Annotated in this window: 22 protein-coding genes; 9 read left to right on the top strand and 13 right to left on the bottom strand. The window is 44.0% G+C overall.

The genetic code is table 11. The annotated features are described in order from the left end of the window. Positions 1 to 48: 48 nt before the first annotated feature. Positions 49 to 1,095 (bottom strand): ribosome small subunit-dependent GTPase A, encoded by a 1,047-nt coding sequence (rsgA, locus tag DBZ36_RS14970; protein WP_120355768.1) that lies wholly within the window; start codon positions 1,093 to 1,095, stop codon positions 49 to 51. Between the two features lie 204 nt (positions 1,096 to 1,299). Beyond that, positions 1,300 to 1,572 carry an oxidative damage protection protein gene (locus tag DBZ36_RS14965; protein WP_120355767.1) on the bottom strand — a complete coding sequence of 91 codons (273 nt, stop codon included), beginning with the start codon at positions 1,570 to 1,572 and terminating at the stop codon, positions 1,300 to 1,302. 167 nt (positions 1,573 to 1,739) lie between these two features. Between DBZ36_RS14965 and DBZ36_RS20535 the strand changes: the two genes are divergently transcribed. Next, entirely contained in the window at positions 1,740 to 1,913 is a 174-nt protein-coding gene (locus DBZ36_RS20535) for a hypothetical protein (protein ID WP_158589116.1), read from the top strand. 62 nt (positions 1,914 to 1,975) lie between these two features. Here the strand turns inward: DBZ36_RS20535 and DBZ36_RS14960 are convergent, their stop codons facing one another. After that, on the bottom strand, positions 1,976 to 2,941 hold the full coding sequence (locus DBZ36_RS14960) for a sigma-54 interaction domain-containing protein (protein WP_158589115.1): 966 nt from the start codon (positions 2,939 to 2,941) through the stop codon (positions 1,976 to 1,978). Between the two features lie 213 nt (positions 2,942 to 3,154). Here DBZ36_RS14960 and DBZ36_RS14955 point away from each other — a divergent pair, with 213 nt between their 5' ends. The 5 genes from DBZ36_RS14955 (at position 3,155) to DBZ36_RS14935 (ending at position 8,871) form a co-directional block, all read left to right on the top strand. Continuing rightward, a complete protein-coding gene (locus DBZ36_RS14955) occupies positions 3,155 to 4,009 on the top strand; it encodes an MBL fold metallo-hydrolase (protein WP_120355765.1) in 855 nt (284 codons plus the stop codon). Positions 4,010 to 4,018: 9 nt separating this feature from the next. Beyond that, on the top strand, positions 4,019 to 4,792 hold the full coding sequence (locus tag DBZ36_RS14950) for a sulfite exporter TauE/SafE family protein (RefSeq protein ID WP_199711888.1): 774 nt from the start codon (positions 4,019 to 4,021) through the stop codon (positions 4,790 to 4,792). A 19-nt stretch (positions 4,793 to 4,811) separates the two neighbouring features. After that, positions 4,812 to 5,231, top strand: a complete 420-nt coding sequence (locus tag DBZ36_RS14945; RefSeq protein WP_120355764.1) for a TIGR01244 family sulfur transferase — start codon at positions 4,812 to 4,814, stop codon at positions 5,229 to 5,231. Positions 5,232 to 5,721: 490 nt separating this feature from the next. Further along, positions 5,722 to 7,047 carry a carbohydrate porin gene (locus tag DBZ36_RS14940; RefSeq protein WP_199711887.1) on the top strand — a complete coding sequence of 442 codons (1,326 nt, stop codon included), beginning with the start codon at positions 5,722 to 5,724 and terminating at the stop codon, positions 7,045 to 7,047. A gap of 501 nt (positions 7,048 to 7,548) precedes the next feature. Beyond that, positions 7,549 to 8,871 (top strand): carbohydrate porin, encoded by a 1,323-nt coding sequence (locus DBZ36_RS14935; protein ID WP_120355762.1) that lies wholly within the window; start codon positions 7,549 to 7,551, stop codon positions 8,869 to 8,871. 49 nt (positions 8,872 to 8,920) lie between these two features. Here DBZ36_RS14935 and mutY read toward each other — a convergent pair whose 3' ends face one another. Continuing rightward, entirely contained in the window at positions 8,921 to 9,940 is a 1,020-nt protein-coding gene (gene mutY / locus DBZ36_RS14930; protein WP_233558153.1) for an A/G-specific adenine glycosylase, read from the bottom strand. An 8-nt stretch (positions 9,941 to 9,948) separates the two neighbouring features. Continuing rightward, positions 9,949 to 10,419, bottom strand: a complete 471-nt coding sequence (locus DBZ36_RS14925; RefSeq protein WP_120355760.1) for an Lrp/AsnC family transcriptional regulator — start codon at positions 10,417 to 10,419, stop codon at positions 9,949 to 9,951. A gap of 123 nt (positions 10,420 to 10,542) precedes the next feature. On the opposite strand from DBZ36_RS14925, the gene DBZ36_RS14920 reads away from it, so the two are divergent. Together DBZ36_RS14920 and trmB are read left to right on the top strand one after the other, a co-directional pair. Further along, positions 10,543 to 11,898, top strand: a complete 1,356-nt coding sequence (locus tag DBZ36_RS14920) for an L-cysteine desulfidase family protein (protein ID WP_199711886.1) — start codon at positions 10,543 to 10,545, stop codon at positions 11,896 to 11,898. A gap of 75 nt (positions 11,899 to 11,973) precedes the next feature. Beyond that, positions 11,974 to 12,684 (top strand): tRNA (guanosine(46)-N7)-methyltransferase TrmB, encoded by a 711-nt coding sequence (gene trmB, locus DBZ36_RS14915; protein WP_120355759.1) that lies wholly within the window; start codon positions 11,974 to 11,976, stop codon positions 12,682 to 12,684. Here trmB and DBZ36_RS14910 read toward each other — a convergent pair. The 8 genes from DBZ36_RS14910 to DBZ36_RS14875 all read right to left on the bottom strand — a co-directional run bounded on the left by DBZ36_RS14910 (position 12,664) and on the right by DBZ36_RS14875 (position 19,948). Further along, entirely contained in the window at positions 12,664 to 15,129 is a 2,466-nt protein-coding gene (locus DBZ36_RS14910; protein ID WP_120355758.1) for a bifunctional diguanylate cyclase/phosphodiesterase, read from the bottom strand. The two genes, trmB and DBZ36_RS14910, sit on opposite strands and share 21 nt — an antisense overlap. A gap of 203 nt (positions 15,130 to 15,332) precedes the next feature. Then, positions 15,333 to 16,481, bottom strand: coding sequence for a radical SAM family heme chaperone HemW (gene hemW / locus DBZ36_RS14905; protein ID WP_120355757.1), 1,149 nt, complete (start codon positions 16,479 to 16,481; stop codon positions 15,333 to 15,335). Further along, entirely contained in the window at positions 16,478 to 17,068 is a 591-nt protein-coding gene (gene rdgB / locus DBZ36_RS14900; RefSeq protein WP_120355756.1) for an RdgB/HAM1 family non-canonical purine NTP pyrophosphatase, read from the bottom strand. Before rdgB ends, hemW begins: the two co-directional genes overlap by 4 nt. Before the next feature lie 10 nt (positions 17,069 to 17,078). After that, positions 17,079 to 17,522, bottom strand: coding sequence for a DUF4426 domain-containing protein (locus DBZ36_RS14895; protein ID WP_120355755.1), 444 nt, complete (start codon positions 17,520 to 17,522; stop codon positions 17,079 to 17,081). A gap of 2 nt (positions 17,523 to 17,524) precedes the next feature. Then, positions 17,525 to 17,848, bottom strand: a complete 324-nt coding sequence (locus DBZ36_RS14890; protein ID WP_233558152.1) for a DUF167 family protein — start codon at positions 17,846 to 17,848, stop codon at positions 17,525 to 17,527. Further along, positions 17,833 to 18,378, bottom strand: a complete 546-nt coding sequence (locus tag DBZ36_RS14885) for a YggT family protein (RefSeq protein ID WP_120355754.1) — start codon at positions 18,376 to 18,378, stop codon at positions 17,833 to 17,835. Before DBZ36_RS14885 ends, DBZ36_RS14890 begins: the two co-directional genes overlap by 16 nt. A 25-nt stretch (positions 18,379 to 18,403) precedes the next feature. Continuing rightward, positions 18,404 to 19,222, bottom strand: coding sequence for a pyrroline-5-carboxylate reductase (proC, locus tag DBZ36_RS14880; protein ID WP_120355753.1), 819 nt, complete (start codon positions 19,220 to 19,222; stop codon positions 18,404 to 18,406). A 27-nt stretch (positions 19,223 to 19,249) separates the two neighbouring features. Beyond that, a complete protein-coding gene (locus DBZ36_RS14875) occupies positions 19,250 to 19,948 on the bottom strand; it encodes a YggS family pyridoxal phosphate-dependent enzyme (RefSeq protein WP_120355752.1) in 699 nt (232 codons plus the stop codon). Between the two features lie 22 nt (positions 19,949 to 19,970). Here DBZ36_RS14875 and DBZ36_RS14870 point away from each other — a divergent pair, with 22 nt between their 5' ends. Next, the gene (locus tag DBZ36_RS14870; RefSeq protein WP_120355751.1) at positions 19,971 to 21,005 is read left to right on the top strand and encodes a type IV pilus twitching motility protein PilT; all 1,035 of its coding nucleotides are present in this window, start codon (positions 19,971 to 19,973) and stop codon (positions 21,003 to 21,005) included. The last annotated feature ends 4 nt before the right edge of the window (positions 21,006 to 21,009 follow it).

Raw genomic sequence — 21,009 nt, 5'->3', positions numbered from 1 at the left:
AAGCGCTAATCGAGCTAAGAAAAAGCGGGCTGTAAGCCCGCTTTGAATTTATTGCCCAGTTTTTTTTATCCGTTTTGCTGTTTTCTGTACGGATTTAATGTGTTTGCCAAAGGCTTTATCTTTTGAACGTTTTTCAGCTAAGGTCGCCGAGTTAAACGCCTGTTCTCGCAATAACTTGTGATAATTTTGAAGTCGACGTTCACTAATTTCACCTTGTTCAAGAGCTTTGACTACAGCGCATCCCGGTTCACTTTCATGCTGACAATCAGCAAAACGACATGAGCTTGCTAAGGCGTTAATCTCTGAAAAGGTTTCTTCGATCCCGTCTTGCACGTCAGCCAATTGTAGCTCGCGCATTCCTGGCGTATCCATCAGCAATGCGCCGCTAGGCATAGGGTGAATTGAACGCCCAGTTGTAGTGTGCCTGCCTTTACTATCATCTTCACGGATGCTACCCGTAAGTTGATCTTGCGACCCAAGCAAGGCATTCACTAAGGTCGACTTACCTGCACCTGAGCTACCTAAAAACGCAATCGTTTGCCCTTGTTTACACCAAGGTAGTAGCTGAGCTGCAGAACTGGCCTGCAATGCGTTTACCGCTACTATATTCAGTAACGGGTCAAGTTCTTGAACTTGATGTATCAAATGGTCAGTTTCGTCGCATAAATCGGCCTTGCTCAATACAATAACCGCTTGTACCTGAGCTTGGTTGGCTAGGCTAAGATAGCGCTCAATTCGACTTAAATTGAAGTCATTATTCAAAGACACAACAATAAACACAGTATCAATGTTAGCTGCAATGAGTTGCTGAGCAACTTGGCTGCCGGGTGCTTTTCGCGCAAATAGAGAGAAGCGTTCAAAACTGCGAACGAAATCCCCTTGGCTAGTACATAATAACCAATCACCTACGGTGACTTCGCTGAGCTCCGGGCGCATTGGCAAACGCTGAGAACCGTTTTCACCTTGTACTTCTAGTTCATTTCTAAATTGTTGAAATACGCGCAGCATTTGGCTGTCTTCGTATTCTTCTAATAATAATTGTTGTTGAAAAAAACTACGCCAACCCAATTGGGCGAGAGTTAAATTTTGTTGCATTGTGTTTCCCCGCACAGCGACTAAGTAAAATAGGCTGTGCCAAAAAGATCTTTGATAGGGGAGAATTCTCCCCGGCTTTTGATAAACCGGGAACTTAGTTTAAGCGCTAAGTTTCCGGTGGGTTTTAATTACAATCATGAGTATTTCTCCTTTCAATGTGTTTGGTTTTTCGCGTAACTGATAGCAGCGCTGACAAGCTAAAACTTACTTGCTAGGTGGCACATAGCCTTCGATTTCTACTTTGCCATCTTCAAACAAATAGTTAACCAGTTCTTTTTCGAGACGGGCGCGATGCTCATTATCCATTAAATTTAGTTTGTTCTCATTAATGAACATGGTTTGCTTCTTTTGCCACTCAGCCCATGCTTCCTTAGAAATATTGTCGAAAATGCGTTTCCCGAGTTCACCGGGGATCAATTGAAAATCGAGTCCATCAGCATCTTTTTTTAATCGTTGGCAAAAAACTTGGCGAGCCATAGCGTATCTCTTTTGTTTAGGTCTATGGTTATAGAATACCACCATTAATCTAGCTGTATATGGGAATGTCTATACATCTCCTGATTAGAATTATGGTTTTTTGGTATAGGTTCGAGCTTCTTCAACGCGTAAAGTTATAGACGTAACCAATCATTAGGAGCATAGATATGAGAACACCGGTAAAACGCGACGCTTATTTTAGTGCACTTCACCTCGGTTCGGCTTTAGATAAAAGCGCTAAGCGAGTTGAGGATACCTTCATCTTGATGATGATTAGAAATGCTCGTGCTGGGGCAAAGGATTCTGCAGAGTTTCTACACCATTACTCCTACGATAGGTAATGGCGTAGAGTTTCTACACATATTCCGACTCTAGTTTAAACTCTACGGGTGTAGTTTTGTCTCTATTCTGGCATTTTTAGATAGCGATAAAGACTGCGCTCACCTAGTCCCAGATGCTTAGCTAATTGTGCTCGGCTACCTGAAAAATGTTGTGCGGCGCTTCGTATATAGTGTTGTTTAACTTTTTCGGCATCAGTGGGCGGTGTTAATTGAGCCTCAAATACAGCTGTAGACTGTGGTTCTACGTTTATTCGAGTTATTTGCTTGGGTATATCGCAATTTTGGCAAACTCCTGGTAAATGCTTTGGTTCAATATAATCACCATCACTCATAATTAAAGCGCGTTCTACGACGTTGCGCAGTTCTCGAATGTTTCCTGGATAGTCATAGCTTAATAGACATGTTTGCGCAGAAAGGCTTAATCGAATTTTTCGTTCAGCAGCAATGCTGTGAGAGAAGTGGAAAAATAGGCTTAAAATATCATTTTTCCGCTGTTTGAGCGTTGGCAGGTGCAACTCAAAGACATTTAGGCGATAGAACAAGTCTTCTCGAAAACTGCCATCACTTACCATTTGTCGTAAATTTTTGTTGGTAGCCGCAATGAGTCTGAAGTCAGCCTGGCGAACTTCGGTACTTCCTACTCGACGAAAGCTTTGGGTTTCTATCAGACGTAATAGTTTTACTTGTTCACTCAGCGGAACTTCACCAATTTCATCTAAAAATAAAGTGCCACCTTGAGCGCTTTCAACCAAGCCAATATGATTTGAAATTGCCCCAGTAAACGCCCCTTTGCGATGACCAAATAGCTCACTTTCGAAAAGGCTTGCCGCCAAACCACTGCACTCTACTGTTACAAATGGCATGCTTCGGCGTTGGCTGAGTTGATGAATTTGAGCCGCGGCGAGTTCTTTACCGCTGCCCGATTGTCCGAGTAATAATACCGTTGCATTGCTGGGAGAAACGCGTTGAATTTGCTGTTTCAATTGAACAAATGCATCGCTCTCTCCAATCATTTCACCGCTGCTCATAAAGCTCTCCATTTACCATTCACTGTCAAATTTGGCAGTAAAATCTATCTGTGTCAAATTTGACATAAAAATACTGACATAAATGGCGCTCAATATGGATGCTTGATAACACTTGTTCAAAATAACCCGCTACAGCTGGATTTGAAATGTTGGCCTAAAGATTGCGTATATTAGGTAAATCTTCATAAGCTTAACTCGGAATAAGGTGTAATTATGAAAATCGAAAGTTTCTTTGACGATGCCACCAATACGCTCAGCTATATTGTTATTGACCCAGTTACTCAAGCAGCCCTTGTGATCGACCCGGTCATGGATTATGACCCTGCGTCCGGTCGAACTGATGATGCGAGTGTTCAAAAAATAATTGGATTTATTAAAGCTAAGCAACTCAAGCTTGAGCTTATTATTGAAACCCATGTCCATGCTGACCACCTTAGCGGTGCGCAGTACCTTAAACAGCAGTTGGGTGGAAAAATAGCAATTGGTGAGCATGTGAGCCAAGTTCAAGAAGTATTTGGACAACTTTTTAATGCGCCGGAAAGCTTTGCCACCGATGGTAGTCAATTTGATATTCTGGTTAGCGATGGGCAAAAAATTACGTTTGGCGCGCTATCCTTGTCGGCCATACATACGCCAGGGCACACCCCGGCTTGTATGAGTTATCTGATCGAAGATGCGCTATTTGTTGGGGATACTCTTTTTATGCCTGATTTTGGTACTGCACGCGCTGATTTTCCTGGTGGGGATGCTGGTCAACTGTACGACTCAATTCAAAAACTGTTACGTTTACCAAACGAGACTTTGGTGTATACGGGTCACGATTATAAGGCGCCAGGCAGAGACAACTATGCGTGGCAAAGTACGATAGGTGAGCAAAAAAATAATATTCATTTGGTAGATGGCGTTGCCAAAGAAGAGTTTGTCCGTTTTCGTCAGCAACGTGATGCAAGTTTAGCGGTTCCTCGTTTGTTATTACCATCCGTTCAAGTCAATATGAATGCAGGTAAGCTGCCTGAAGCTGAGACAAACGGACAGCAATTTTTAAAAATCCCACTTAACGCTCTATAGGAATAAACCATGACCCATTTGTTGGTGACCGTCCTGGGAGCAATTGTGATTGGCTTAAGCCTAGGTTTATTAGGTTCAGGAGGATCCATACTGACGCTTCCGGTGCTGCTTTATGGACTGAAGCTGGATCCCACTGTCGCTATTGCAAGCTCCTTAGCCATTGTAGCACTGATAGCACTTGCGGCATCCTTACCCTATATTTGGCGCAAGCAGGTACAGTGGTCATATGTATTACGCTTTGGCATACCTGGAATGCTTGGCACTTATTTAGGTGCTTGGCTTTCAATCTGGACTTCTGATTTACTGCAGTTGTTATTGTTTGCCTTGGTTATGTTGCTGGCTGCGAAGGCTATGCTACGACCAAAAGCATTACCAACAGGCAATATCGAACAAGTAAAAACGTGGAAGATAATCTTAGATGGTTTACTGGTTGGTATTATCACCGGTTTAGTCGGGGTTGGCGGCGGATTTTTAATTGTACCGGCGTTAGTCGTGCTCGGTGGTTTAAGTATGAGCCAAGCGATTGCTAGTAGCTTGGTTATTATTGTGCTTAAGTCGAGTTCGGGTTTTATTAAGTATCTGGACGTATTAGCACAACAAAATTTGCAACTAGACTCCGCAGTAATTGCTTGGATCGCGCTCATTGGGATTATGGGTTCTTGGCTAGGAACTTGGATTGCACCGCGGATCCCGCAAGCTCGCTTACAGCAAGTCTTTGGTTGGATGCTGGTTATTATGGGGATCTACATTGCTACGGATAGCCTATTGGCGATGTTTAATTAAACGTTAAAAAGGATAGAACATGGAACTTAAATCAATTGATCAACAACTTAGTGTCAGTGCTCAAATTCTGCCAAGTGATATTGTTGAACTTGCGCAGCTAGGGTATGGCTTAGTTATTAATAATCGTCCCGACGGTGAAGCAGCCGATCAACCAAGTTCTCAGCAAATTGAATCTGCTTGCAAAGAACAAGGTTTAGATTATGTGTATTTGCCCTTAGTCCCTAACCAAGTGACACCACAATTAGTAGCGCAATACGCAGAGTCTTTAGCCGGCGCGGATACCAAAGTACTCGCATTTTGCCGAACCGGAAATCGCAGTTGCACACTGTGGGCTTTAGGCAAAGCGGGGCAATTGGATACCGATCAAATTATTAATAAAGGTGTCGAATTAGGTTACCCGTTAGAAGGCTTACGTCCAATGTTGGATGGCGCAGTTTAGTCGTAATAATTGCATTTTACTGCTTAGACACCGGTACTAATCTAGCTCGATATCGAGTTAGATTAGTGCTTTTAAAGCTCGTTTCTTTGTGTGATTTTGGCCTAATTTGAACTCAAACAGGCTTTCCTTTTTAGCTTCAAGTCTTCCTATAACACCTCCCTGCATTGTGATTTCACCCCAAATTGCAGTCTTTTAGAAAGAATAGTCATGCCAACAAATGCACTGAAAACGGTTTCAAAAACTTAAATTGGACATTTATTTAAAATAATATTGCCAGTTATTGCTGTTGTTTGGGTGTTTTGAGTGTGACTGAAACCGTTTGCGTTAACTAAATTGCAACCCTTGTCATCATTACCTGAATTTTTTGTGAGGCTTATCTCAGCGAGTGTTCTCGATATTTCTCTATACTCGCCGAGCAATAAAAGGGCATTAAAAAAAAAGCCCATACAAGGAACAGCCTCCGGGAAAGGGGCGAACAAAGGAAATGAACATGAAAATTAAAACACTCGCGATCGCAGTTACCTCTGCGATTTTAAGTACATCTGCGCTTGCAGTTGACTTCCATGGTTATGCGCGTAGCGCAGTTGGTTTTAGCAATGATGGTGCAATGCAAGAGCTCGAGCCTGCTAAAGTAGGTCGTTTAGGTCAGCCGGATACTTTTGGTGAGCTTAAGTTCGGACAAGAGCTTTGGGAGCAGGATGGAAAATCATTCTACTTTGATACCTTACTTGCTTTTGCTCCCGGCCAAATTGGTGGCGACTGGACTTCAGTAACTCCAGCATGGCGTGAAATTAACGTACAAGCGCGTAACTTGTTCGGTGAAGGTACTAATTTCTGGATTGGTAAGCGTTATAACCAACGTCATGATGTTTATCATCTTGATTGGTATTACTGGAATGCTTCTGCACCAAGTGTGGGTATTGAAGGCGTCGATTTGGGAACCGGTAAAGGTATGTTTGCCGTAACTCGTACCTACGATAAATCGGCGATTACAGGATCAGAAACAAGCAACCAAGTTTGCTTAGCAGATGCTGGATGTGAAAATCTAGATGGGTCCACAGTAGCTCTTGGTGATATTTATCAAGTTGAAACTGACCAATCAACCGATTTTCCAGTCTATCATTTAGATGCGCGTTGGGCAGAGATCCCAGTTTGGGCAGATGGTAACCTTGAACTTGGTTTTGATTATGCATTGCCTTATATAACAGCTGTTGCTAAAGATGCTAATGCAACCAAAAATGGCGGCGTAGCCCTAACCCTAGAACAAACCCAAGGAAACTTCTTTGGTGGATTTAACAAGTTTGTTCTGCAATGGGGTAACAACGGTCAAGCGGCACAAATCGGTAGTACTGGAGCGGTAGGTTATGACTATGGCTACGACGTTGACGATGCTGGTGCCAGCGCGTTTCGTATTCTAAACCATGGTGTTGTGAACTTAGGTGAAAACTGGGAGAGCGGCTATGCAGCATACTATTTCCAAGGCTCTCGCGACAATTCAAGTGATACCAATGGTTTTTCAGTTAGTGCCCGTCCAATTTATAAATGGAATGAGCATAACCGCACCTCGTTTGAAGTTGGTTATTTTGCTGGTGAAAACCAAGATGGATATTGGGGCAAAGATGCTGTTTCAGGAACCAGTAAACAAACCAATGGTAAATTCACCATTGCCCAAACTTGGGCTCCAAGTAATAGCTACTGGGCTAAGCCAGAGTTGCGTCTGTTTGCGTCATACTTAAAAGACTTTGAAGGCAATAGCTTTAGAGATGATAAAGACTATGCATTGAACATCGGCGCACAATTTGAGGTTTGGTGGTAAACCAAACCCCATCATTGTATAAGTTGCGTTAAAGCCCCGTTGATTTCGGGGCTTTTTGTCTTTCTATCCTGCTATTTTAAGTGGATAGAATGACATCGAAAGCACAGTAAAGAATGCCAAAGTTTTTTCGATAGTAAAATTGCCCCTATTTTGGCGAGCCAACCCAAACCAGCCCAACCCAACCCAACTATCCCTAGTTGCGAGCCTTGGATTATTGTGCTGTTTTCTCGGTGTTTAGGTTCTGTTATTAAAATTTTGAACCGCATGATTATCTATTGGTAGTTTAATCTGCTTACTGTTTGTGCAAATTAGACTTTAGTGATGTTTTAAAGTGTGATTGAAACCCTTTTCTCTGATATCTATTTTATATAAAGCCTTACATTCTGAATTATTTGTCTATTTTAGTGTTTTATTCCTAATTATACTCAGTTGGCAATTAAGGGCTAACTAAAAAGCTCATCTGTAACCGTCTCCGGGAAAGGGGCGAACCAAGGACAAATAATGAAGAAAAACACACTATCCATTGCAGTTATTACGGCGCTAATGAGTACATCAGTTTCCGCTTTCGATTTTCATGGTTATGCGCGTAGTGCAGTTGGCATTAGTAATGATGGCGACATGCAAGAACTTGAACCGGCTAAAGTTGGTCGCTTAGGTCAGCCAGATACGTTTGTAGAAATCGGATTGGGCAAAGAACTATGGGAGCAAGATGGAAAATCATTCTATTTTGATACCTTGTTTGCTTATGCACCGGGGCAGTCAGCCGGCGATTGGGAAGAGGTGAGTCCATCATTTCGCCAAGTGAACATGCAAGCACGTAACTTCTTCGGCGAAGGGACAACGGCTTGGATAGGTAAACGCTATAATCAGCGCCACGATGTTTATCATCTTGATTGGTACTACTGGAATGCATCAGCGCCGAGTGTCGGTATTGAAGGTGTTGATTTAGGTACCGGTAAAGGTATGTTTGCCATCACACGTACTTATGATAAGTCAGCGGTAACCGGTACCAACAGTAAGTGGGATATTTGCCAAGAGCTCAATGATTGTGGTGTTGGTGTTAATCCTGGTGATCCTTATGAAAAACAAATTGACGAAACCGCTGATTTCCCGGTCTACCACCTCGATATGCGTTGGTCAGAAATTCCGCTTTGGACTGATAGCCAACTAGAGCTTGGCTTTGACTATGCGTTACCTTACTTAACGTCCGAGGTGAGTAATACTGACCACGCGAACTATAGTGATAAAGGCGGTGTAGCTTTAACCTTGGAGCAAACTCAAGGCAACTTCTATGGCGGCTTTAACAAGTTTGTCGTGCAGTGGGGTAATAACGGTCAAGCTGCGCAAATTGGTGGAACAGGAGCAGTTGGTTACGATTATGGCTACGACGTAGACGATGTAGGTGCTTCGGCATTTCGTATTCTAAATCACGGTGTGGTCGCACTTAATGAACGCTGGGAAAGCGGTTATGCAGCGTATTACTTCCAAGGGTCGCGCGATAACTCTGAAGACACTAACGGATTCTCGATCTCAGCACGTCCAATATATAAGTGGAGCGAGCATAACCGTACCAGCTTTGAGCTCGGTTATTTCAGTGGACAAAATACTGAAGACTACTGGTTAAAAGATGACGTTAAGGGCAAAGATAAAGAAAAAATTGGTAAATTTACGATTGCGCAAACCTGGGCTCCGAGTAGCTCTTACTGGGCAAAACCAGAGATGCGAATCTTTGCCAGCTATCTGAAAGATTTTGAAGGCGACAGCTTTAGAGACGACAAAGATTATGCCTTGAACATTGGCGCTCAGTTTGAGGTATGGTGGTAATCCCAGCACCCACTTGAATTCCTAAAGCCCCTAAATGATGGGGCTTTTTTTATCGCCAGTGCTTTTCGATGAGCTTTCGAATCGGAGTGGCTAAACCTACGTTTACCAATTCATCTTTATTAAGCCAACGGGTATCTAGCTCGCTAGGCGGTATGCTTTGCTGGTGGCGAACACTAGCCTTTAACTTATAGTGACTAAAAGTGTGCTGAAAGCTTAAATCGCTGGCTTTAGGTTCAAGCACAGTAGTGGCTTCTAATTGAGGCAAACACCACAGGCCTGCCCAAATCCCCGGACTAGGACGCTTCACTAGCAACAACTGTTGTTGCTGTTCTACCCATAAATAAGTTTCGTGTCGAAGTGGCAGTACTTTTTTGGGTTTCGGACTTGGGAACAATGCGACCTGCTGCTGTTGATACGCCAAACAGTCTTGCTGTAGCGGACAGCGTTCGCAGGCCGGTGATTTAGCTTTACATAAGGTGGCGCCCATATCGAGTAGTGCTTGGGCAAAGTCTCTGCAGTTTTGCGCAGGGCTAAGATGTTCGGCAATAAACCAAAGCTGTTTTTGATATGCACTTTGGTTGGCCAAGCCTTCGATTGCAAATACCCGACTAAACAAGCGGCGGACATTACCATCGACAATTGGCCCATAATGGTCATAGGCAAAACTGCGGATTGCACCGGCTGTATATCGTCCTACACCAGGTATGGCTTCTAGATCTTCAAGTTCAGAGGGAAAATCACCACCGCAATCATCGATAATGTAACGCGCTGCCTTTTGAAGATTACGCGCCCGAGAATAATAACCCAGACCCTGCCACAACGACATCACCTCATCTTCACTGGCGATAGCTAAGTCCTTAAGTGTTGGGAAAAGCTTCATCCAACGTTCAAAGTAGGGAATAACCGTGGCTACTTGGGTTTGCTGTAGCATGATTTCGCTTACTAAGACCCGATACGGGCTTGGGTCAATTTGCCACGGCAAGTCGTGACGACCTTGAGATTGGGCCCAGTTGAGTAAGATTTTTTGAAAATCACTGGCTTGCACATGCGGCATTGGAAATTTGGACACGATAATTATTAGTCTTCTATGTAATGGGTGGGCAGAGCCGTTGTGCTCTTGAGAACTTCCATTGAGAAGCCCGAGCTTACATCAGTAAACTCTAAGTTTTCAATCAAGCGTTGATAAACTTGATCATAGATATCAATGCTAGGTACGACAATCTGCAAAAGATAGTCAATGCTACCGCTCATACGGTGTGCTTCGACTATTTCGGGAATACCTGCGATGAGTTGCTTAAATGATTTCAACCATTGCTGATTGTGTTGAGAGGTGCGAACTGTCACATAAACCGTTACGCCAAGATTAAGTTGGCCTCGGTCCAACAAGGCAACCCTCTGCTTGATAAAACCGTGATGCTCTAATTTTTGGATACGCCGCCAACAAGGCGTTTGACTCAAACCTACCCGTTGTGCGATTTCTAGTACCGGTAAAAGCGCATCTCGTTGCAGCAAGTCTAGTATTAACTTATCTTTCGAATCTAGCTTCATTTTCTATTTTAAAGCCAACGGGTAGAAAATTTACCTATATTTGTACCCTGTATTGAGTTAATAGGCAAAATATTTCTACTGTTACTGACATACACTGGTGTTATCGCAATCGGAGAATACCTTATGTCAGCCCAAGCACATGTAAAGAACGATGTTAGCCTTGAAATGCAAGCCCTAGATAATACGTATCTTGATTTGTTGCACACCTTGGTGCGGCCTGCCTTAGGCTGTACCGAACCAGTAACAGTGGCTTTAGCTAGTGCTAAGTGTCAGCAGTTACTTGGCGAACTACCAAGCAAGATTGAGGTTCAAGTGACTCCTAATCTCTATAAGAATGCAATGGGAGTAATGGTTCCTGGTACAGGAGACAAAGGTCTGGTTGTAGCCTGCTTAGCTGGGTTGATTGCTGGCGATGCTGACGCGGGTTTAGAGGTGCTAAAAAACTTTGGAACAGAGCATCAAGAGCAGCTGTCAGTACTTCGAGAAACGATTGAAATTGAGATTAAGCTGCAAGAGCATACTGACGTATTGTTTACTCAGGTGCGCGCCTATACAGACTCTCAGCAGGCTTGTGTGGTTATTGAGCGCTCGCATAGCAATATTGTTTTTGCACAAGTTTGCCAGATTAACCAGTTGATACCGGGGTACGTCAGCTCAACTGTTGTCTTAGATGCACATCATCTCCAACAACAGCCAATGAGTGTTGCATCTATCGTCGACTTTGCGTTGCGGGTTCCATTGCCAAGTATTGCGTTTATTGCTCAAAGTGAGCAACTCAACTTAGCGCTCGCCAGTGAAGGAATGAAGCACGAGTATGGCCTGGGTTTGGGGCGACAATTACAGAATCAAACAGAGCAAGGATTGTTAAGTGATGATTTGCTCAATCGTGCAATGCGTTTATCGGCAGCTGCGTCAGATGCGCGTATGGGAGGAGCACCGTTGGCGGCAATGAGTAATAGTGGCAGTGGCAATCAGGGGATTGCATCAAGTCTGCCGGTGGTTGCAGCCTTGCAAATTCTACAAGCCGATACCCCAGAGCAACTGCGAGCCTTGTGTATGAGCCAGCTAATGGCTATCTACATAAAGCAACAGCAGCCGGCTCTATCTGCGCTATGTGCCGCCAATACTGCTGCAATAGGTTCTGGGGCAGCGATAACATGGTTGCTAGGCGGGGATTTATCCAAGATAGAAACATGCATTCAATTAATGGTTGCCGACGCCACTGGGGTATTTTGCGATGGTGCGAACGCCGGCTGCGCGCTGAAGGTCTCCACTGGAGCAGCAAATGCGATTAAAACGGCTTTGCTGGCCATGAGCCCCGGTTTGGATCCGCAAGCGGATATGGGGATTAGCCTATCTAATGCCGATGCAAGCATCGCTCAATTAGGACAATTTGCGCATCAAGCTATGCAAGAAACCGACAGGCAGATCATTAAATTAATTCGAGATTGTGAGTATCAAGGGCAAAAGTCCTCGTGATAGCCTGATTTAGCTTGCGTTTAGAGAGGATCTTTGGATAATTCGCAGCCAGATTTAGCATTATAGGCTGTAAGCATGAGCGACTCTTCAGATCCAACGCCACAAGGCGAAAAACGTATGCGTCAAATTCGTAGCTTTGTGCTACGTGAAGGGCGCTTAACTAATCGTCAGCAAAACGCATTGGAAAACCTAGGCCCTAAGTACTTGCTTGAAGTTGGTGAGCAGTTCTTAGATTTTGAGCTAGTGTTTGGTCGCCGCGCGCCTGTAGTTCTTGAAATTGGTTTTGGCATGGGCCGCTCGTTGGTCGAAATGGCGAAATCTCAGCCCGAAAAGGATTTTATTGGCATTGAGGTTCATCGCCCCGGTGTCGGCGCTTGTATCGCGGATGCTGATGAGCAAGGTGTTGAAAACCTACGTGTGTTTGCTCACGATGCAATTGAAGTACTACAAAAAGCCATTCCAGAACAAACCCTTAGCACTTTGCAATTGTTCTTTCCTGACCCTTGGCACAAAAAACGTCACAATAAACGACGTATTGTGCAGTCTGAATTTGCCCAGCAAGTGCGTAACAAACTCATTGATGGGGGTGTGTTCCACATGGCCACCGACTGGGAAAATTATGCTGAGCATATGCTTGAAGTCATGAGCCAAGCTCCTGGTTATCAAAATTTGTCAAGCACTGGCGACTATGTTGAAAGACCAGACTGGCGACCTCTGACCAAGTTTGAAGACCGCGGGCATCGCTTGGGGCATGGTGTTTGGGATTTAATGTTCAAGCGAGTTTAGTGGTGGCAAACTGGCGATAAACGCGTGTTCAGTGCAAGGTTTTTGTAGCGCATAGCCTTGCAAGTACTCACACTGCGTTTGCTTAAACCACTCTACATGTTCCATTTCTTCAACACCTTCCGCTATTACTTGCAATTTCATTGATTTGGCCAGAGCAAGCGTGGTTTGTACTATCGCAGCGCTGGTTCGGTCCTGATTCAATCCTTGGATGAAGGAGCGGTCAATTTTAAGAATAGAGATGGGGAGTTGTTGCAGGCGCGCAAGTGACGACAAGCCCGTTCCAAAATCATCAATTGCAATGTGGTAACCCAGATCTCTGAGTTGATGTATTTGTGCGAGCGCTTTAGGGCCACAGTCTGTCACCGTACTTTCTGTGATTTCAAAACAAATTAGTTCACTTGGGATTGGCATTTGACGCTGTAGTTCAAATACAAAGTTCACAAAGTCACCTTGTGAAAGCTGTGCAATAGCGACATTGATCGACACATTCATCTCTCGACCTTCTTGATTTAACCGGTAAACAATTTCGAATGCTCTGCGTGTTATCCATTGCCCCCACAAGTGAATATGTTCGGTTTCTTCGAGCAGTGGAATAAATTCCATCGGAGATATGTAGCCTAATGCGGTGTGCTTCCAGCGCATAAGAATCTCAAAACCAATGACATCCAAGCTTTGGGTTCGATAAAGCCCTTGTAAATTACACTCAAGTTCTTGTTTTGCTAAAGCATGAGAAAATGAATCTCGTATTAAGTTGCGTCGCTGCTCTTGCTCTAACATCAGATGGTCAAAAACCATATAGTTGTTGCGACCCGCGTCTTTAGCAACATACATCGCGATATCAGCATGTTGGAGTAACTGTTCTCGAGATTTACCATGTTCAGGATAGTTAGCAATGCCAATACTGCAGCTGAGCTTAAAGCTATGTTCAGCAATATTAATACGCTGATCAAAGCTTTGTAGCATCGCGTCACAAACGCTAATGATTGCGTCTTTCCCGTGATACTGCTCTAGAACAATGGTGAACTCGTCGCCACCTAAGCGGTAAAGATGGGTCTGCTCTAATTGTATGTATTTACTGTTAAGCCTTGCCACTACTTGTTGCAACTCTCGGTCGAAGTTTTCAGCAACCACTTTTAATACTTGGTCGCCAGTATCATGACCGAAACTGTCATTGATGTACTTAAATCCGTCTAAATCTATGAATAATAGACAAAAATTTCTATTCTGTTGTTCGCTGTTGGTGATTAAAGAATTGATATCACGAATAAAACCACTACGGTTGGTTAGTTGGGTCAAGGTGTCCGTAAATGCTAGTGAGCGTAAGCGTTGGCGGCGATAAAGCAGTTTTTCAGCTAAGCCCAGTAGGTCGGTTTTTAACTCATCCATCTCATCGCGAATACGCTTAGGAGGACTACTTAGTACCAATTCTTGGCGGTCGAATAACGCAACTAATCGCAGTAGAGATTGCATACGAACTTGGTATTGATTTCGAATCAATATATAGCAACTAGCAAAAATAAAGATGAGTACGAAAACGGCGTATAACACGATACTACGGACAAGCTCAGCACGATAATTTGTTAGTTGATCGGGCAGTGTGAAGGCCATCAATAGTTGGCGGTTAATAAAATGTGAGAGCACCAAACCATAGCTTTGCTGATTAAATGTCATTTGAATCAGCGATGAGTCAGTGTGTTTAAAAATGAAACTTAACTGTTGGTTCTCTATAGCGCTAATTGTTTTATCGCTTAAATTACTTGCTCGAACCAATCCACTCTCATCGGTAAATAGAACCTGGGGTCCTTGATTTACATAGCGATCCAAGATCAAGCGGTAGAACACGTCTGGATTGATGGTGAGTTGTAAAAAACCGATGATTTGGTTTGGGTTAGTCCCTAGATACAGTCGATTGGACTCGGCTTTTACCGGCATAGAAAACACGGCTAGCGAATGTTGTTGGTGTTCAATAATAAATGCACTGCGCCCAAAATCATTTTGCATGCTTTGGATTTGTGCAAACTGTTGTTGATAAAAATTGTCCAACACATCACCGACCGAAAATACTGGCTTAGCATTTTGGTCAAAGCCTCTTATTTGCAAGTAACTACTGTCTTTTGGACCTAGTTGGGTAAGGTGACTGGCTAATCGTTGTTTAATTGACCCGGTAGAGTCGCCTTCTAAGGCCTGGTGTAAGGCTGGGTTAGTTGCGATGTGTTCTAGGTTTAACCATACGCGTGATATCTGATTAAGCACATCGGTTTGGACTAATTGCACGTGCGAGTTGAGCTCGCTTTCAACCGTTTGTAAGTGTCGGCCCCAAATGTAGTCGTAGCTCAGATATGAGATAAGCAACACTGGTAAACAGCAAAGGGCAACAAGACCTACGCTCACACGTATGCTCAAACTTGTTTTTGCTTTGGATACGAATTGGCTTAATTGACTCAAATGACTGCTTAATCCTTTTAGCGATGACAACGATTATGCCAATTGTGTATCCCTTATTTATAGAATTTTTTGTCTAAACTAACAAGGGCATGGTAAGTATTAAGCTGCTAAATGCTTGAATACTCCCCGTCTTTGCAATTACATGAAGAGAAATTTAGTAATAGCGTAAACTTTCACTCAATAACAAGACCAACTCGTAGCCATTATTGGTCTACAAATACTTGTAAAATCTCATTCACAAATAGCTGGCCTCGCGGGGTAAGTAACCAAGCATCGGATGTAAGCTCGATTAAACCTTGGTCGATACTATTGTGTAATAGTTGCTGAGCGTGGCTTCGATCTAAGGAACAAAAGTTCTCGAAATCAGTAAAGGGTATCGATTCAAACAATCGTAGTCGGTTTAGGAAGAACTCAAATACCAGCTCATTTTGTTCAACCGGCTTCAATTGCCGGGTTTTGTCTTGACCTGCAGCCAAATATCCTTTGGGGTGCTTAATTTTTTCACTACGTTGCACGCTGAGATCTACGTCGCTTATTTTTCCGTGGGCTCCACAGCCTATGCCTAAATAGTCTCCAAAACGCCAGTAGTTGAGATTGTGACGACTTTGTTCGTCAACTTTGGCGAATGCGGATACTTCATATTGCTGGTAACCCGCTTGACTTAGCATTGCTCGGCCTTGCTCAAAAATGTCCCAGAGCATGTCGTCGTCGGGCAAGGTTGGTGGCTTACTAGCAAATGCAGTGTTGGCTTCAATGGTTAGTTGATACCATGAAATATGACTGGGATCTAAGGCTATTGCTTGACGTAAATCATCCAGGGCTTGCGATGTGTCTTGCTGCATCAGGCCATGCATAATGTCAATATTAAGCCGTTTGAAGCCCACATCTTTCGCCATTTTAACCGCTGCACTGGCTTGTATGGGGTCATGAATTCGACCTAGTTTCTGAAGGTGTTGTGCATTAAAGCTTTGTACCCCGATCGAAAGACGATTCACTCCAGCCTCAAAATAGGCCTGAAATCGCTGCGCCTCTGCCGTACCTGGGTTGGCTTCTAAGCTGATTTCGCAATCGGACTCTAGGGGAATTCGCTGACGAATACCTTGCAGTAAGCGAGCTATGTGTTGTCCATCAAAAAGACTAGGCGTTCCACCTCCGATAAAAATGGAATGCAGCGGACGGTTGATGTTGAATCGCTTGATATCGAAATCGAGATCCTCAAGCAGTGCGTCTACGTATTCGCTTTGTTGAAACTCTTTGTGTTTTAGTCCGTGTGAGTTGAAGTCACAATAAGGGCACTTTTGCACACACCACGGGATATGCACATATAAACTTAGTTTGGGCAAGGAGGTCACTTGCTGGACTCAATTTTTCTAATCAGAGCTCGCAATGCTTGACCACGGTGGCTATGTTGGTTTTTCTCTGCTTTAGAAAGCTGTGCTGCGCTGCAGTTAAGCTCGTTTACCCAAAATATAGGGTCATAACCAAACCCCCCAGCACCATGAATGTCGGTACTCACTTCGCCTGCCCACTGGCCATGACAAATTAAAGGTGCAGGATCAAGATGATGACGTAGGTAAACAAGTACACAATGGAAGCTGGCGGCGCGTTGATTGCAATTACTCATTTCTTTGAGTAACAATTCAATATTGTCTTGATCATTCGCATCAACGCCAGCATAGCGCGAAGAATAGAGCCCCGGCGCACCATTTAAGGCGTCAACCGCTAACCCAGAGTCATCTGCGATAGCCGGTAAACCTGTAATCTTACTGGCATGACGGGCTTTAATAATGGCATTTTCAACGAAGGTGGTTCCGGTTTCGGCGACTTCTGGCACTTGAAAGTCTGACTGCGCTTGTATCTTGAGTTGCAGTGGCGCAAGTAGTTCACTAAGTTCGGCAACTTTGCCCTTATTTCCGGTCGCTAATACAACAGCTTGCATCGTGGTTATCCTAATCTACGTATAGTTTTTGTTGAAAGCTAAATGATTGTTGCTGCTTGCCTTCACCAATTTCAATATTAAAGGTATACAAATCTTGGTCGTCAAAACGCATGTTTGAGATGTAGTAAATCGCATTTCCTTCTTGGACTTTCTTGAATTCTAAGCTTTGAGTTTGCCCAATAAGATTCTTTGCACTGCCACTAACGAGGGTATCGAGTGCCGGTTTTAGTTTCTGTTTTGAATCTAAAACAGAAATGTTAACCACAGCTAGTCTTTTGCTGCGCTCAATATCGTATTGCTGGGCAACCGAGGCTGCTAGAAAACTGGAATTAAAGACGATGTAGTGTACTTCCCAATCACCAAGTTGCTTTTTTTGCTCCGCATAAGCGCTCAGGCTTAAAAGGCAAAGGCAGACTATGGCAAAGCTAGATTTAATGTGGTGTATAGCAAACATGTTTATTCCTTGGTGTTAATTTCTAGCGCTAGCCATTGCTGGGGAAGAGTATACCCAGGGCTAATATGCAATCGTTTATGGCGGTTTAACTCGCCGCTACTAATGCTTATTTTAGACTTTGCTATCGATAACTGCTTAGACAAATACTTTATCAAGTGAGCGTTTGCTTTGCCGTCTACAGGGGGAGCGGTAATCGCAATTTTTAACGCCCCATCATGCAAGCCTAAAATCTGGTCGCGACTCGCTTTAGGTTGCAGATAAACACGCAAAGCTAATGAGCCATCATGTTCGATGACCCATGCTTGTTGATTTAAATTGCTGACCAATAAGGGATCCAGCCGGCCATTAACAAATTAAGGAAATTAAGGATAATGAATAGTACTAAAACTGATAAATCCAGACCGCCAATAGCAGGTATGACACGGCGTATCGGTGATAGTAAGGGCTCACTTAATTGGGACATAACGTATTCTACCGGGCTACGACCTTGACTAACCCAACTAAGAATTGCGCGTAATAGAAGGACCCAAAAAATCATAGTCCCAGCTTCTTTTACTACATTCAAAGCGGCAATGTAAGGTAAAAACTGCCAGCTAATGGCTCCAGTCATGCCCATTAACAATGCCCACTTCAAAGCGGCGACAGCAAAGGCAATGAGCACTGAAGCCCAATCAACACCGCCAAGCCCAGGGATAATCCGACGCAAAGGAGCGACTACGGGGTTGGTAGCCTTGATAACAAACTGACTAAAAGGATTGTAGAAATCGGCCCTGACTAATTGCAGCCAGATGCGCAGCAGCACGATCATCAGGTACAGGTCAAAAACAATGTTGATTAAGTATTGAAACGCTTGCATACAGTATCCACCGTTAAGCTAAAAATTAAAGTTGGGTTTCTAGGTCTTGGGCGCGTTTTACCGCAGCCAACATCGCATCATGAACCGTTTGTCGAAGCTGTTGTTGTTCGAATACGGCGATCGCTTCTGCAGTGGTTCCCCCTTTTGAAGTAACATTGGCCCGAAGTGTCGCCAAATCAAGGTCTGGGCTGGCATCAACTAACTGAGCCGACCCCAAAGCGGCTTGCTGTACCAGCATCCGCGCTTGTTGTGGTGAGAATCCAAGCGTTTGCGCGCAGTCTTGCATCGCTTCCATAAACAGAAAAAAATATGCTGGAGCACTGCCTGCGGCCGCAATGACATGATTCATCTGACTCTCTGATTCTAGCCAAAGGACTTTACCGACAGCAGCCATTATATCTTGGCTTTGTTGGCGTTGCGCGCTGCTAACTTGGTCACTGGCAAACATGCCTGTCATACCCTGTTGCAGCTTTGACGGGGTATTGGGCATAGTGCGAACCAAAGGGTAGTTCCCCGCTAGCATCTCTTGCAGGCGAGCAACCGTTATACCAGCAGCAATTGACACAAATAACTTATTACCGAGGTCAACATCGCTTTGGGTTAATTCCAAGCAAACTTGAGCCATCATTTGGGGCTTGACCGCTAGCACCACCACTTGCGCATTGCGAATCGCTTCGACATTGCTTTGTATACGTTGTACGCCTAACTTCGCAAGCGGATGATCGTGGCTAAGTATGCTTGGCGAACTGGCGGAAATCTGCGCAGCAGGCGTACCGTTGCTAATTAACCCACCAATTATAGCTTGCGCCATGTTTCCGCTGCCAACGAAGGTAATATCTGACATAACTGAAAATCCTATTGGGCTTGGGCCCTAGTTTCTTGCACCAAAAATTGCGCTACCTATACGAACCATGGTTGAACCATGTGCGATAGCTGCTCCCATATCACCGCTCATGCCCAAAGACAGCGTATCGATATTAGGGTAAAGTTGCGATAGTTGATCAAAGCATTGTTGTAAACGAGAAAAGCTTTCATCCAATAGTTGTGGGTCATCAAATTTTTGCGCGATTGCCATCAACCCGCGTAATTGAATCCGGGGCAGTTTTGAGACTTCTTGTGCTAGCTCAAATACATGTTCAAAGTCGGTTCCTGATTTATTCGCTTCTTGGCTTATATTAATTTGTAAGCATATTTGTAAAGCTGGCATCTCTTCAGGACGTTGATCGCTTAGGCGTTGCGCAATTTTTAGCCGTTCTATGCTCTGTACCCAATCAAAATGCTGCGCAACCAAGCGGGTTTTGTTAGATTGTAGCGGTCCGATGAAGAACCATTGGATGGGTTCATTCTGCCAATCACTTAGTTGAGCTTGTTGGATTTTCTCTACGGCTTCTTGCACGTAGTTTTCCGCAAAATGGCGTTGGCCACAAGCGTAGGCTTCGGCAATATCGCTTAAAGGTTTCGTTTTTGAAACCGCCAGTAATTGAACGGCATGCGGCTCTCGATGATACTGTTGACAGTAATCGGCGATCTGCGACTTAACGAATTGAATTTGCTTTGTAATACTGCTCATTAGGGTATAGAAGGATTAAACCATGGATATAACGGAATTATTGGCATTTAGTGTAAAGCATAATGCTTCGGATCTACACCTTTCAGCGGGGCTTTCACCAATGATTCGTGTCGATGGTGAGGTGCGAAAAGTAAATTTACCCGCTTTAGAACATAAAGAAGTCCATAGTCTTGTCTACGATATTATGAATGATAGGCAACGAAAGGAATACGAAGAGCACCTCGAAATAGATTTCTCGTTTGAGTTACCTGGTATTGCGCGCTTTAGGGTAAATGCTTTTAATCAGAACCGGGGAGCGGCGGCAGTATTTCGTACCATTCCTTCAGAAGTATTAAGCTTAGAGCAACTTAATGCCCCTGAAATCTTTCGTAAGATATCAGACAATCCCCGCGGATTGGTGCTGGTTACCGGTCCTACCGGCTCAGGTAAATCAACGACCCTAGCGGCCATGATTAATCATGTAAACGAAAGCCGTCATGAGCACATACTAACTATCGAAGACCCTATCGAATTTGTTCATGACAATAAAAAATGTCTGATCAATCAGCGAGAGGTGCACCGCGATACCTTTAGCTTTAATGCCGCTTTGCGTAGTGCTTTGCGTGAAGATCCAGATATCATTTTGGTCGGTGAATTACGAGATTTGGAAACCATCCGTTTGGCATTAACGGCGGCAGAAACCGGTCACCTCGTTTTTGGAACCCTGCATACCACCTCTGCCGCGAAAACGATTGACCGGATCATCGATGTGTTCCCAGCTGCTGAAAAAGACATGGTACGTTCGATGCTATCGGAATCATTACGAGCGGTTATCGCGCAAACGCTATTGAAAAAAACCGGTGGCGGACGTGTTGCAGCGCATGAGATTATGATTGGTATTCCTGCCATACGGAATCTTATCCGTGAAGACAAAGTGGCACAGATGTATTCAGTGATTCAAACGGGTATGTCGCATGGCATGATCACTCTTGACCAAAATTTAAAGAATTTGGTTGGCCAAGGTATGGTTAGCCATGAAGATGCAAAACTCAAATCTGCTGATCCAAATAATTTCTAGGGAC

Origin of the sequence: Alginatibacterium sediminis (assembly GCF_003610775.1) — a bacterium.
GTDB lineage: Bacteria > Pseudomonadota > Gammaproteobacteria > Enterobacterales > Celerinatantimonadaceae > Alginatibacterium > Alginatibacterium sediminis.
Note: the sequence above shows the minus strand (reverse complement) of the source record. Positions and strands in the feature narration are given on the sequence as shown.

Bases quoted from the DNA above. Each gene is read 5' to 3' on its own strand.
- rsgA (WP_120355768.1), bottom strand. From the start codon at position 1,095: ATGCAACAAAATTTAACTCTCGCCCAATTGGGTTGGCGTAGTTTTTTT.
- DBZ36_RS14965 (WP_120355767.1), bottom strand. From the start codon at position 1,572: ATGGCTCGCCAAGTTTTTTGCCAACGATTAAAAAAAGATGCTGATGGA.
- DBZ36_RS20535 (WP_158589116.1), top strand. From the start codon at position 1,740: ATGAGAACACCGGTAAAACGCGACGCTTATTTTAGTGCACTTCACCTC.
- DBZ36_RS14960 (WP_158589115.1), bottom strand. From the start codon at position 2,941: ATGAGCAGCGGTGAAATGATTGGAGAGAGCGATGCATTTGTTCAATTG.
- DBZ36_RS14955 (WP_120355765.1), top strand. From the start codon at position 3,155: ATGAAAATCGAAAGTTTCTTTGACGATGCCACCAATACGCTCAGCTAT.
- DBZ36_RS14950 (WP_199711888.1), top strand. From the start codon at position 4,019: ATGACCCATTTGTTGGTGACCGTCCTGGGAGCAATTGTGATTGGCTTA.
- DBZ36_RS14945 (WP_120355764.1), top strand. From the start codon at position 4,812: ATGGAACTTAAATCAATTGATCAACAACTTAGTGTCAGTGCTCAAATT.
- DBZ36_RS14940 (WP_199711887.1), top strand. From the start codon at position 5,722: ATGAAAATTAAAACACTCGCGATCGCAGTTACCTCTGCGATTTTAAGT.
- DBZ36_RS14935 (WP_120355762.1), top strand. From the start codon at position 7,549: ATGAAGAAAAACACACTATCCATTGCAGTTATTACGGCGCTAATGAGT.
- DBZ36_RS14925 (WP_120355760.1), bottom strand. From the start codon at position 10,419: ATGAAGCTAGATTCGAAAGATAAGTTAATACTAGACTTGCTGCAACGA.
- DBZ36_RS14920 (WP_199711886.1), top strand. From the start codon at position 10,543: ATGTCAGCCCAAGCACATGTAAAGAACGATGTTAGCCTTGAAATGCAA.
- trmB (WP_120355759.1), top strand. From the start codon at position 11,974: ATGAGCGACTCTTCAGATCCAACGCCACAAGGCGAAAAACGTATGCGT.
- rdgB (WP_120355756.1), bottom strand. From the start codon at position 17,068: ATGCAAGCTGTTGTATTAGCGACCGGAAATAAGGGCAAAGTTGCCGAA.
- DBZ36_RS14895 (WP_120355755.1), bottom strand. From the start codon at position 17,522: ATGTTTGCTATACACCACATTAAATCTAGCTTTGCCATAGTCTGCCTT.
- DBZ36_RS14885 (WP_120355754.1), bottom strand. From the start codon at position 18,378: ATGCAAGCGTTTCAATACTTAATCAACATTGTTTTTGACCTGTACCTG.
- proC (WP_120355753.1), bottom strand. From the start codon at position 19,222: ATGTCAGATATTACCTTCGTTGGCAGCGGAAACATGGCGCAAGCTATA.
- DBZ36_RS14875 (WP_120355752.1), bottom strand. From the start codon at position 19,948: ATGAGCAGTATTACAAAGCAAATTCAATTCGTTAAGTCGCAGATCGCC.
- DBZ36_RS14870 (WP_120355751.1), top strand. From the start codon at position 19,971: ATGGATATAACGGAATTATTGGCATTTAGTGTAAAGCATAATGCTTCG.